Source organism: Paraburkholderia phytofirmans OLGA172 (assembly GCF_001634365.1).
Lineage (GTDB): Bacteria > Pseudomonadota > Gammaproteobacteria > Burkholderiales > Burkholderiaceae > Paraburkholderia.
This window is the reverse complement of record NZ_CP014579.1, coordinates 2,962,504-2,974,990: the sequence shown is the minus strand read 5'-3', so window position 1 is coordinate 2,974,990 and position 12,487 is coordinate 2,962,504. Positions and strand designations below refer to the sequence as shown.

Sequence of the window (12,487 nt, the reverse complement as noted above, 5' to 3'; positions counted from 1 at the left end):
GCAAGCTCGTCGCTGATCGCGTCGTCAAGGTCGGCGCCGAGCTCATCGCTAAATGTGCCGTCAATGTCGTCTCCAAGCTCTTTGCCAAGATCGACGTCGGCCACATCGCCAACCTCGCTGTCTGCCTCACCCCCGGCAAACATGCTGCACTTCGCCTGGTTGCGCGATGGTCAATCGCAGCTTTGGCAATTCAAGGCCGGCGCCGCCGGCGACGGCCTTGCGCCGCAGTCCGCACGTCCCTTGCCGGCGACGCTGGAGACGCCGCTTGGCAGCGTGTGGAAATTGTTCGTCTATGGTTATCTGGTCGATCGCAATATCGCCACGCCGGATTACACCTGCAGCGGCGGCGATCCTGAAGAAGTGTATTGCTGCATGAAGGGTGGCCACGTCGACCGCGAACATGCGCTGGTGCAATCGTGCGGACGCTTTTTCGAGCCCGCGCGTCTGCAACTCGATCCCGCCGATTGGCGCAGGTATTGGACGGCCGCGCATGCGCCTGCCTGGCTGCGCGACCTCCACGCGATGACGCCGACGCACCGCGTGCCGGTGACCGACTTGCTCGCCGCATTGCAGTCGATGCCGGCACGGCCGCGCGAAGCGGCGGCGAGCACGCTGGTGTCCGTGCTGACCAGCGGACGCGGCGAGGGCACGGTGTCGCTATACGGCAGCGTGCTGCGCGCCAAAACCTGGACCATGCCAGATCCGGCTCGGCCAGGCGCCTCGATCGGCGGCGCGGCAGGCTGGCTCGCCGACGGCACGCCGGTGTGGCTAAGCGGCCCCGGCGGCAGTGCGCGTGTGCTGGCGGCCGCCGCCCCGCGCATCGCGCCGTTGCTCACGCAAGCCGCCGTGCCCGACGACAACGCCTGTGTGCTGGTCGACTTCTTCAGCCGTTATCCGGTTCGTCAGGTGCTCGGCGACAAAGGCCCTGCAGCGGCGCCCGAGGGTCCGCTGCGTGGCGATTTCCGGGTCGGCTTCGAGAACGGTAACTGGGCGCGTGTGGAAAGCCGCGGCGAGCTGCGGCTGGATCGCGACGCGGCAGGTGCGCCGCAACTGGTCGGCCGCTTCGGCATGAACGACTACGTCGCACGGGTGGTCGAGAGGGAAGGCGACACGAGCCAGCCGGAAGCGGCGAAAGCGTTGGCGGTGGCGGCGCGGACCTACGTCGTGCAGCACGGCAATCACGACCACGGCTGCTTCCGTATCGACGACAGCAGCAGCACGCAGCGCGTCCTGCCGCGCGCGCCCACCGCTGCCGCGCGCCGTGCGGCCGATCTGACCGACGCGCTGGTGCTCACCGGCGTGCCGGTTCAGTATCACCACGACAAGGCCGCTCCTGGTCAGATGAGCTGGCTGGCCGCGAAGGCATCCGCGCAAACCGGCCTCACTTTCGACGCCATTCTCTCGCGTATTTGGCCGCAAGCGACCTTGACGTCGTTCGAGAGCCCGTTGTCCGGCGATTGCATTCAAGTGGCCGGCGCCCAGCAATGGCTGCAGCGCAACGCGCCGCTGTGGGCGCGGCGCATGGACGGCGTGGCGGGCTACGAGACGCCCGATCTGCCGGCCGTGTGCGCGGTGCGCGAAGGACGGCCCTATGCGGACACGCAGCGCAATCGCGTGTACGTGTACCGCTTGCAGACCGAAGAGGACCGCATCGCGCTGGCGCATGAATATATTCACCTCGCGTTCCAGCATCATCCGCGTGGTCTTGATGAAGAATTTGTCGAGCGCACTGCGCGCACGCTGGTCCGGGACGGCAGCGGCTTCGACGTCGATTCGGTGGACGGCGTGGGGGCGGGCATATTTCGTCGGCGGCGCCCGAGCATGGTACGTGGCTGTTCTTTCCGCACTACTGGGGCAACTTCGATTCGACCGGCTACAACTTCGACGCCGCCGCGCATGAGCGCAATGCGGTTGCCGCGACGTTGACGCTGGTCTTCAATGAAAACACGCCGAACGAGCGGTGTGAAACGATGGTCATGCGCGCTGCGCGAGATCGGCGACCTGCAGCTCGTGAAAAGCGAGCGACGCTGACAGAGGGATAGGAGCAGTGACGATGAAGGTCAAGACGACGGGTTGGGTGAAGGTTGGCTGGATGATATTCGTCATCGCCTGTTTGCAGGCTGCGACGGTGGCGCACGCGAGCGATATCGACTTCGGCGCGCCGCTGAACGGCTGGCGCAACACCAGCGGCGACAGCGAGCGCTATACGCAGGACGTGCACTACCCGGCGGTGTTGGTGACGACGCCGGAAGGGCAGTCGAAGTTCGCGCTGATCGAAGGTCAGATCCGCAACGCGCCGAAGAAGAAGGGCACCACGGTAGGCACGCTGGTGGTCGACGGTACGCCGTTGCCGCAGCGCGTTGAGGAAGATGGCAAGTTCTCGCGGCCTTATGCGTTTCCGTCCGGCAGCAACAGCGTCGAACTGCGGGCGCCGGATGGCTCGCGCAAGCGCGTGCAGTTTTACGACGCGTACAGCGGCAAAACGCAGCCGAAGTTGCGCGTGGTGCTCGCATGGGACACCGATGGCACCGATCTGGACTTGCACGTGGTCTCGCCAGACGGTGTGCATACCTGGTATGGCGACCGCGTTGCGCCGAACGGCGGCGCGCTCGACGTGGATGTGACGACCGGCTACGGGCCAGAGATTTACTCGTCTGCGGCGCCGTTGAAGGGCACGTATCTGGTCTATGTGAATTACTACGGCAACGGAAACAGCGGCAGCGATATGACCGTCGCGCAGGTGACGATCATCACGAACGAAAATACGCCGAACGAGAAGAGCGAAACCATTCGGGTGCCGATGCGTAAGCCGGGCGAGTTGACGCTCGTGAAGACGTTTGTGATGCCTTAAGCCTGAGCCTGGCCTGCGCGTTTTTTGCCCGCGGAGCCGCGCGCTCCACCGCTTGCGACCCGGTGCGAGCAGAGGATGAAATCCCAACGCGCTCAACGACTTGCGTGAGTCTTGCGCAGGATATCCACAGGCTTGCGAACAATTTGTGTGGATAAATGAAGCAGTTGCCGGTGAAAGTTACGCGGCCCGGCTCGGTCGAGCGCGTCAAGGACAATCGGCAGAGGCGATTCAGCCTCAATCGGAAACAGGAAACGCCTCGATGTCATCGAAGGTCAGCGGGACGGAAGGCTATGCAGAGGAGGCCGAGGCACTGTTGCGGCATTGGCGGGCGATTCCGTTCGCTGAGTTGCATCGGCCCGTCCTGCATTTGATTCCCGGCGCGCCGGCTCGAATTCTGGACATCGGATCGGGTGCGGGTGGCGACGCAGCCTCGCTTGCTGAAATGGGACACACCGTCGTCGCCGTTGAACCGGTCGACGCGCTGCGCACCGCGGCAATGGCCATGTACACGTCACCCAGGATCGAATGGCTCGACGATAGTCTTCCCGATCTGGCGACGGTGCATGCAAGAAAGCAAACGTATGACGTGGTGATGCTCACCGCGGTGTGGATGCACCTGGATGCGCAGCAGCGTGCGCGGGCGATGCCGAGGGTAGCTGCGTTGGTGCGCGAAGCGGGCGTGGCGATCATGTCGTTGCGACATGGGCCGGTGCCGTTGGGGCGCCGCATGTTCGAGGTGTCTGCGCGGGAGACGATAGATCTTGCCGCTTTGCACGGCTTGCGGCTGGTGTTGAATCTCAGCGTGGCATCGATTCAGCAGGCTAATCGCCTGAGCGGCGTACGCTGGACGCGCCTCGCTTTTGAAAAGCCCGGCGCGAACTAGCCAATCGACATGGTTCGCGATTGAACCGCGCGGTGTTCATTGTTCACGGCATGCGCTTGCCGTGCATGACACACGGCAAGCGCAACTGCTTGCTTAACGGTCGAGGAACGACTTCAGACGGTCTGCGCGGCTCGGATGCATCAGCTTACGCATTGCCTTGCTCTCGATCTGACGAATCCGCTCGCGCGTGACGTCGAACTGCTTGCCGACTTCTTCAAGCGTGTGGTCCGACTTCGTGTTGATGCCGTAGCGCATACGCAGCACCTTCGCTTCGCGCGGCGACAGCGAGTCGAGCGCGTCGTCGATGGCGGCGCGCAAGTCGGCCTGCATCGCTGCGTCGGCCGGCGAGGAAGCGGCCGAATCTTCGATCATGTCGCCGAGCGTGGCGTCGCCGTCGTCGCCGACCGGCGTTTCCATCGACACCGGCTGCTTGGCGATCTTCAGAATGCCGCGCACTTTCTCTTCCGACAGTTCCATGCGTTCAGCCAGCACCGACGGATGGGCTTCCTGACCGGTCTGCTGCAGGATCTCGCGCGAAATACGGTTGAGCTTGTTGATCGTTTCGATCATGTGCACCGGCACGCGAATCGTGCGCGCCTGGTCGGCTAGCGAGCGCGTTACGGCCTGGCGAACCCACCAGGTTGCATACGTCGAAAACTTCCAGCCGCGGCGGTATTCGAACTTGTCCACCGCCTTCATCAAACCGATATTGCCTTCCTGGATCAGGTCGAGGAACAGCATGCCGCGGTTCACGTACTTCTTCGCGATCGAGATTACGAGACGCAGATTCGCCTCGATCATCTCGCTCTTGGCCTTGCGCATCTTCGACTCGGCCGCGACCATCTGACGATTGATCTCTTTCAGATGCTTGAGCGGCAGCGAAACGGTCGCCTCGATCTCGATCAGCTTTTGCTGTTCCGACTGGATTGCCGGCAGATGGCGCTCCAGCGCTGCACCGAACGACGACGAGCCGCGCGCGGCACGCTCGGTCCAACCGAGGTCGGCTTCGTGGCCCTTGAAAGATTCGATGAACTGCTCGCGCGGCATACCGCTCTTCGTCACGACGATTTGCAGAATGTTGCGCTCGATCGCGCGAACCTGCGCGACCTGGCTTTGCACGTCGCCGCACAGGCGGTCGATCGTGCGAGCCGTGAAGCGAATCTTCGCGAGGTGCTGCTGGATCTCTTCGCGGGCGCGCAGGTAAGCCTTCGAGCTGACGTCGCCGCGCGTGTGCGAAGCGTTCATCTGATCGGACAGGATGCCAACCTGGGTGAAGATTTCGAGGCAGTCGCTCGTGAGTTGCTTCAGACGTGCTTCGTCCGCTGCCGAGGAGTCGGCCGGACCGGCATCGTCGTCGTCTTCGCTATCGCTGTCGTCATCGTCGGTCGCTTCGGTGTCAACGTCCGCCACGGCGTCCGCGCTCGCGTCTTCCGCGGTGGCCGTGTCTTCATTCAGACCGTCGACCAGTTCGTCAATGCGCATTTCGCCGTCCACGACCTGTTGGGCGCTGGCCAGAATCGCGGAGATCGCGAGGGGGCAAGCGGCAATCGCCTGCACCATTTCGTGAAGACCGTCTTCGATGCGCTTCGCAATCGCGATTTCGCCCGCGCGGGTCAGCAGCTCGGTTGCGCCCATTTCGCGCATGTACATGCGCACGGGGTCAGTCGTACGGCCGAACTCGGAATCGACGGTCGACAACGCGACTTCGGTTTCCTCGTCTGCCTGATCGTCCGACACTACAGCGGGGGTGTTCGAATTGAGCAGCAGGGTTTCTGCATCCGGAGCCTGCTCATAGACCTGCACGCCCATGTCGTTGAAGGCGCTGACGATGCTGTCGATCGCCGCCGTCTGCGCGAAGTTGTCGGGCAGGTGGTCGTTGATCTGCGCGTGGGTCAGGTAGCCCTGCTCCTTGCCCAGCTGGATCAGCGCGCGCATCTGGCGCTGGCGCTCTTCGGCTTGTTGCGGCGGCAGTTCAGCCGCTACGGGGATCGCTTTGCCTGCGCCTTTGCCCTTGGCCGTACGGCCAGCGGGCACCTTGGCGGTGTATCCGGCAGTTTCGTGTTGCGAATCTTCGCGATCAAAAGGGTTCACGTATTCTCCTCTAGAGGCTTCGCTTTGAGACGCAAGACGCTACCGTCAGGCGTTTCGAGCATGGCTCAACATCACCTGAGTGACTCAACGCGGTTGTTTGGCTGTGCTCTGGGGAGCAAAAAAGATGAGCCCGCACGAAGCGGGCCGATAGAAATGCGCGAAATTCGCGCGGCTCGCATTATATACGACCTTGCGCTTTTGCGCTCATTATGAGCACACCTTTTGTCGTGCTCTCCTGCCGCAGGTGCCTTCATCGCCTGTCATCCTTACGTTCAGGTGGGGGCGGAAGGCGGCACTTCAACTGCTCGCCGTGCGCGTATGCAGGCTCTTAACTATAGGCGAAGTCGGTCGCTCTCGCACGACGGAATGATTGCCGTCGATCTTGCTACATATAGTGGTGCGCATGTTTTGCCGCCAAATCTCACTTGCCCAAAAGAAAATTCACAAAAGGGGGTTGACGACCTGTCGGTCGTTCTTCATAATCTCGTTTCTCTGCTGCTGATGCAGCGACGCAGAACGAAGCGGTGCCGGGTGGTTGTGATGTGATGCAACGCGGTGCTGGTTCGGTAGTGAATGCGTACTCGATCTTTAAAAATTAACAGCCGATAAGTGTGGGCGCTTGATGCGCGACGCGCCGGTGGGTTCTTCGGAGTCTGCCGGGAAGCGAAAGTATCAAGTCTCACACTAGTATTAAAGGAAGGTTTTCCTGCTGGGGTGAATTCACGCCGGCAGGATGATCATTCGTCAGTACGTTGAGTGAGCGACCGGGTTCGCAAGAGCCCGAAAAACAGTAACAGGTTTGAACTGAAGAGTTTGATCCTGGCTCAGATTGAACGCTGGCGGCATGCCTTACACATGCAAGTCGAACGGCAGCACGGGGGCAACCCTGGTGGCGAGTGGCGAACGGGTGAGTAATACATCGGAACGTGTCCTGTAGTGGGGGATAGCCCGGCGAAAGCCGGATTAATACCGCATACGCTCTACGGAGGAAAGGGGGGGATCTTAGGACCTCCCGCTACAGGGGCGGCCGATGGCAGATTAGCTAGTTGGTGGGGTAAAGGCCTACCAAGGCGACGATCTGTAGCTGGTCTGAGAGGACGACCAGCCACACTGGGACTGAGACACGGCCCAGACTCCTACGGGAGGCAGCAGTGGGGAATTTTGGACAATGGGCGAAAGCCTGATCCAGCAATGCCGCGTGTGTGAAGAAGGCCTTCGGGTTGTAAAGCACTTTTGTCCGGAAAGAAAACCTCCGCCCTAATATGGTGGGGGGATGACGGTACCGGAAGAATAAGCACCGGCTAACTACGTGCCAGCAGCCGCGGTAATACGTAGGGTGCAAGCGTTAATCGGAATTACTGGGCGTAAAGCGTGCGCAGGCGGTCCGCTAAGACAGATGTGAAATCCCCGGGCTTAACCTGGGAACTGCATTTGTGACTGGCGGGCTAGAGTATGGCAGAGGGGGGTAGAATTCCACGTGTAGCAGTGAAATGCGTAGAGATGTGGAGGAATACCGATGGCGAAGGCAGCCCCCTGGGCCAATACTGACGCTCATGCACGAAAGCGTGGGGAGCAAACAGGATTAGATACCCTGGTAGTCCACGCCCTAAACGATGTCAACTAGTTGTTGGGTCTTCATTGACTTAGTAACGTAGCTAACGCGTGAAGTTGACCGCCTGGGGAGTACGGTCGCAAGATTAAAACTCAAAGGAATTGACGGGGACCCGCACAAGCGGTGGATGATGTGGATTAATTCGATGCAACGCGAAAAACCTTACCTACCCTTGACATGTATGGAATCCTGCTGAGAGGTGGGAGTGCCCGAAAGGGAGCCATAACACAGGTGCTGCATGGCTGTCGTCAGCTCGTGTCGTGAGATGTTGGGTTAAGTCCCGCAACGAGCGCAACCCTTGTCCCTAGTTGCTACGCAAGAGCACTCTAGGGAGACTGCCGGTGACAAACCGGAGGAAGGTGGGGATGACGTCAAGTCCTCATGGCCCTTATGGGTAGGGCTTCACACGTCATACAATGGTCGGAACAGAGGGTCGCCAACCCGCGAGGGGGAGCCAATCCCAGAAAACCGATCGTAGTCCGGATCGCACTCTGCAACTCGAGTGCGTGAAGCTGGAATCGCTAGTAATCGCGGATCAGCATGCCGCGGTGAATACGTTCCCGGGTCTTGTACACACCGCCCGTCACACCATGGGAGTGGGTTTTACCAGAAGTGGCTAGTCTAACCGCAAGGAGGACGGTCACCACGGTAGGATTCATGACTGGGGTGAAGTCGTAACAAGGTAGCCGTATCGGAAGGTGCGGCTGGATCACCTCCTTTCTCGAGCTAACGTGTCAATGCGTTGAGCGCTCACGCTTATCGGCTGTGAACAAGACAGACTCAGGGGTCTGTAGCTCAGTTGGTTAGAGCACCGTCTTGATAAGGCGGGGGTCGATGGTTCGAATCCATCCAGACCCACCACTGTTTCTGCGGTGGCTGCGCTAATGACTGAAACCCCTGAGTAGATCAGTACGGATAGGGATGTATTGATATCTGTGTGACTGGGGGATTAGCTCAGCTGGGAGAGCACCTGCTTTGCAAGCAGGGGGTCGTCGGTTCGATCCCGTCATCCTCCACCAATCTTCAATGCTGGTTTATCTGCGGCGCACGTTGAAAGACGTTGGCGGTGTAGTGAAACAAGCATTGGCGATTGAGCCAGTCAGAGTGATACGTGGTTATAGCAACCGCGATATCGGCTGTCGTTCTTTAACAATCAGGAAGAAGTAGTAAAGAGATTCACGAAAGATCACTTAGAGATGGGTGATCGAGTAGGTGAATCAGGGTTGTGATTGTATCAATGTATGAAAAGGTGATCGAAAGATCGCTTTGGAATACGGCGCAACACGAATACTCAACCTGTAGCGATTGTGGCGAGCGTTGCATTCCCAGTGGATGCGACATGAGACACACCCGTTATAGGGTCAAGCGAACAAGTGCATGTGGTGGATGCCTTGGCGATCACAGGCGATGAAGGACGCGGTAGCCTGCGAAAAGCGGTGGGGAGCTGGCAAACGAGCTTTGATCCACCGATATCCGAATGGGGAAACCCACTCCTTATGGAGTATCCATAGCTGAATACATAGGCTATGCGAAGCGAACGCGGTGAACTGAAACATCTAAGTAACCGCAGGAAAAGAAATCAACCGAGATTCCCAGAGTAGTGGCGAGCGAAATGGGATCAGCCTGTACTCTTTATCTTCATTGTTAGTCGAAGGCTCTGGAAAGTGCCGCCATAGCAGGTGATAGCCCTGTAGACGAAAACAGCGGGGAAGAACTAGGTGTACGACAAGTAGGGCGGGACACGTGAAATCCTGTCTGAAGATGGGGGGACCATCCTCCAAGGCTAAATACTCGTGATCGACCGATAGTGAACCAGTACCGTGAGGGAAAGGCGAAAAGAACCCCGGGAGGGGAGTGAAATAGATCCTGAAACCGCATGCATACAAACAGTCGGAGCCTTTGAAAGAGGGTGACGGCGTACCTTTTGTATAATGGGTCAGCGACTTACATTCAGTGGCAAGCTTAACCGATTAGGGCAGGCGTAGCGAAAGCGAGTCCGAACAGGGCGTTCAGTCGCTGGGTGTAGACCCGAAACCAGGTGATCTATCCATGGCCAGGATGAAGGTGCGGTAACACGTACTGGAGGTCCGAACCCACTAACGTTGAAAAGTTAGGGGATGAGCTGTGGATAGGGGTGAAAGGCTAAACAAACCTGGAAATAGCTGGTTCTCTCCGAAAACTATTTAGGTAGTGCCTCGTGTATCACCTTCGGGGGTAGAGCACTGTCATGGTTGTGGGGTCCATTGCGGATTACTACGCCATAGCAAACTCCGAATACCGAAGAGTGCAATCACGGGAGACAGACATCGGGTGCTAACGTCCGGTGTCAAGAGGGAAACAACCCAGACCGCCAGCTAAGGTCCCCAAATATTGCTAAGTGGGAAACGAAGTGGGAAGGCTAAAACAGTCAGGAGGTTGGCTTAGAAGCAGCCATCCTTTAAAGAAAGCGTAATAGCTCACTGATCGAGTCGTCCTGCGCGGAAGATGTAACGGGGCTAAGCAATATACCGAAGCTGCGGATGCACATTTATGTGCATGGTAGGAGAGCGTTCCGTAAGCCTGCGAAGGTGCATTGAAAAGTGCGCTGGAGGTATCGGAAGTGCGAATGCTGACATGAGTAGCGATAAAGGGGGTGAAAGGCCCCCTCGCCGTAAGCCCAAGGTTTCCTACGCAACGTTCATCGGCGTAGGGTGAGTCGGCCCCTAAGGCGAGGCAGAAATGCGTAGCTGATGGGAAGCAGGTTAATATTCCTGCACCATTGTTAAATGCGATGGGGGGACGGATCGCGGAAGGTTGTCCGGGTGTTGGAAGTCCCGGTTCCTGTGTTGGAGAAGGCGCTTAGGCAAATCCGGGCGCGGAATTCAAGGGCATGGGACGAGTGATCTAGGTCACGAAGCAACTGGAAGTGGTTCCAAGAAAAGCCTCTAAGCTTCAGTTTAACAAGACCGTACCGCAAACCGACACAGGTGGGCGAGATGAGTATTCTAAGGCGCTTGAGAGAACTCGGGAGAAGGAACTCGGCAAATTGGTACCGTAACTTCGGGATAAGGTACGCCCCTGTAGCCTGACTGGCCTGCGCCAGAAGGGTGAAGGGGTTGCAATAAACTGGTGGCTGCGACTGTTTAATAAAAACACAGCACTCTGCAAACACGAAAGTGGACGTATAGGGTGTGACGCCTGCCCGGTGCCGGAAGATTAAATGATGGGGTGCAAGCTCTTGATTGAAGTCCCGGTAAACGGCGGCCGTAACTATAACGGTCCTAAGGTAGCGAAATTCCTTGTCGGGTAAGTTCCGACCTGCACGAATGGCGTAACGATGGCCACACTGTCTCCTCCCGAGACTCAGCGAAGTTGAAGTGTTTGTGATGATGCAATCTCCCCGCGGCTAGACGGAAAGACCCCATGAACCTTTACTGTAGCTTTGCATTGGACTTTGAACCGGTCTGTGTAGGATAGGTGGGAGGCTTTGAAGCGTGGACGCCAGTCTGCGTGGAGCCGCCCTTGAAATACCACCCTGGTTTGTTTGAGGTTCTAACCTTGGTCCGTGATCCGGATCGGGGACAGTGCATGGTAGGCAGTTTGACTGGGGCGGTCTCCTCCCAAAGTGTAACGGAGGAGTACGAAGGTACGCTAGGTACGGTCGGAAATCGTGCTGATAGTGCAATGGCATAAGCGTGCTTAACTGCGAGACCGACAAGTCGAGCAGGTGCGAAAGCAGGTCATAGTGATCCGGTGGTTCTGTATGGAAGGGCCATCGCTCAACGGATAAAAGGTACTCTGGGGATAACAGGCTGATACCGCCCAAGAGTTCATATCGACGGCGGTGTTTGGCACCTCGATGTCGGCTCATCTCATCCTGGGGCTGTAGCCGGTCCCAAGGGTATGGCTGTTCGCCATTTAAAGAGGTACGTGAGCTGGGTTTAAAACGTCGTGAGACAGTTTGGTCCCTATCTGCCGTGGGCGCTGGATATTTGAAGGGGGCTGCTCCTAGTACGAGAGGACCGGAGTGGACGAACCTCTGGTGTACCGGTTGTCACGCCAGTGGCATCGCCGGGTAGCTATGTTCGGAAGAGATAACCGCTGAAAGCATCTAAGCGGGAAACTCGCCTTAAGATGAGATATCCCCGGGGCTTCGAGCCCCTTGAAGGGTCGTTCAAGACCAGGACGTTGATAGGTCAGGTGTGGAAGCGCAGTAATGCGTTAAGCTAACTGATACTAATTGCCCGTAAGGCTTGATCCTATAACAGGTGTGTGTCGGCAGCCGTTAGTGCTTCAGCACTTATGGATGCCCACCCTGCGCCATGCGCAGGGTCTTGAGACCACATGCACAGGTTGAGATCGATGTTGTGCCTCGAACAACACAGCCCGAGCTTGCTGAAAGCTCCTCTGGTGAGCATCACCAGAAACTACTTCTTCCAGATTGGTTGTGTTGACAAAGTCAACACGACAACAAGTCATGCCTGATGACCATAGCGAGTCGGTCCCACCCCTTCCCATCCCGAACAGGACCGTGAAACGACTCCACGCCGATGATAGTGCGGATTCCCGTGTGAAAGTAGGTAATCGTCAGGCTCCCCAGCATGTCCAGAAACCCCACCCCACAAAGGTGGGGTTTTTGCGTTTACGGCCGTAAAAAGCGGCGGTAAATTCCGGCTTCTCGCTAGCCGATATCGAGGCGCCGTGTATTAGCGTCGCGATCGATCTGCTGGAGGAGGCGCTCAAGCAGAAGCTCGAAGGGATCGTCAGCGGGCCGTTGTGCGATCCGCAGGCGGTCGCGGCGCTGATGGCAGCAGGGCGTCGGCAGCACGGTGACGGTCTGCAACAAGGTCGCAAGCCGCGCGGAGACCCCGCAGCGGCCGCTTGCCGTGACCGGCGTAGCGCGTGCGCTAACCAATGGCAAATACGTGATCAGCGGCCCGACCTATACGCGCCAGCGTGCGTTCATGGGGCGCGCGGTGCTCGACACCGGCACGGTCAAGCTCGTGATGACGGAGCACACGCACGAACCATGGGATCTCGGCGACTGGGTGTCGACGAACTGAAGCAAGTT

Annotated in this window: 4 protein-coding genes, 2 tRNA genes, 3 rRNA genes and 2 pseudogenes; 10 read left to right on the top strand and 1 reads right to left on the bottom strand. The window is 58.6% G+C overall.

Going from position 1 to position 12,487, the window contains the following annotated elements; translation table 11 throughout:
* Positions 1-141: 141 nt before the first annotated feature.
* The 4 genes and pseudogenes from AYM40_RS33245 to AYM40_RS33235 all read left to right on the top strand — a co-directional run.
* Positions 142-1,749, top strand: a pseudogene (locus AYM40_RS33245) (DUF2300 domain-containing protein); the annotation flags it as partial.
* A complete protein-coding gene (locus tag AYM40_RS43550; protein WP_335341242.1) occupies positions 1,716-2,042 on the top strand; it encodes a DUF2135 domain-containing protein in 327 nt (108 codons plus the stop codon). The pseudogene AYM40_RS33245 and the gene AYM40_RS43550, both read left to right, overlap by 34 nt.
* 11 nt (positions 2,043-2,053) lie before the next feature.
* The gene (locus AYM40_RS33240; RefSeq protein ID WP_063500197.1) at positions 2,054-2,851 is read left to right on the top strand and encodes a YfaP family protein; all 798 of its coding nucleotides are present in this window, start codon (positions 2,054-2,056) and stop codon (positions 2,849-2,851) included.
* A 259-nt stretch (positions 2,852-3,110) separates the two neighbouring features.
* Positions 3,111-3,734, top strand: coding sequence for a class I SAM-dependent methyltransferase (locus AYM40_RS33235; RefSeq protein ID WP_063500196.1), 624 nt, complete (start codon positions 3,111-3,113; stop codon positions 3,732-3,734).
* 93 nt (positions 3,735-3,827) lie between these two features.
* Here AYM40_RS33235 and rpoD read toward each other — a convergent pair whose 3' ends face one another.
* A complete protein-coding gene (gene rpoD / locus AYM40_RS33230; protein WP_063500195.1) occupies positions 3,828-5,825 on the bottom strand; it encodes an RNA polymerase sigma factor RpoD in 1,998 nt (665 codons plus the stop codon).
* Positions 5,826-6,626: 801 nt separating this feature from the next.
* On the opposite strand from rpoD, the gene AYM40_RS33225 reads away from it, so the two are divergent.
* The 6 genes and pseudogenes from AYM40_RS33225 to AYM40_RS33200 form a co-directional block, all read left to right on the top strand.
* Positions 6,627-8,157: ribosomal RNA gene (locus AYM40_RS33225) — 16S ribosomal RNA — on the top strand.
* Between the two features lie 64 nt (positions 8,158-8,221).
* Positions 8,222-8,298, top strand: a tRNA-Ile gene (locus AYM40_RS33220).
* Between the two features lie 82 nt (positions 8,299-8,380).
* Positions 8,381-8,456, top strand: a tRNA-Ala gene (locus AYM40_RS33215).
* Positions 8,457-8,796: 340 nt separating this feature from the next.
* Positions 8,797-11,677, top strand: a 23S ribosomal RNA gene (locus AYM40_RS33210).
* 219 nt (positions 11,678-11,896) lie between these two features.
* Positions 11,897-12,009 (top strand): 5S ribosomal RNA (gene rrf, locus AYM40_RS33205).
* The 16S, 23S and 5S rRNA genes sit together here with 2 tRNA genes alongside, the layout of an rRNA operon.
* 124 nt (positions 12,010-12,133) lie before the next feature.
* Positions 12,134-12,458: pseudogene (locus AYM40_RS33200) on the top strand (MlrC C-terminal domain-containing protein); the annotation flags it as partial.
* Positions 12,459-12,487 lie beyond the last annotated feature (29 nt).